We start from the raw sequence: 255 nt of genomic DNA, 5'->3' as shown, positions 1-255 counted from the left end.
ACGTTTGAATCGTTCATTTCATGGTAGAAATCGTTACCCTCACGAGTACGCTCACCAACACCTGCGAATACTGAGTAGCCGCTGTGCTCGATTGCGATGTTACGGATAAGTTCCATCATGTTTACGGTTTTACCAACACCGGCACCACCGAATAAACCAACTTTACCACCTTTAGCAAACGGACATACAAGGTCGATTACCTTGATACCTGTTTCTAAAAGTTCTACTGAACTTGATTGCTCTTCGTATGAAGGC

At 43.9% G+C, this 255-nt stretch carries 1 pseudogene; it reads right to left on the bottom strand.

Annotated elements, in window-relative coordinates:
• A pseudogene (locus SB756_RS32425) lies at nucleotides 1-255 on the bottom strand (F0F1 ATP synthase subunit beta); the annotation flags it as partial.

Source organism: Pseudomonas sp. SIMBA_068 (assembly GCF_046534705.1).
Taxonomy (GTDB): Bacteria; Pseudomonadota; Gammaproteobacteria; order Pseudomonadales; family Pseudomonadaceae; genus Aquipseudomonas; species Aquipseudomonas putida.
Note: the sequence above shows the minus strand (reverse complement) of the source record. Positions and strands in the feature narration are given on the sequence as shown.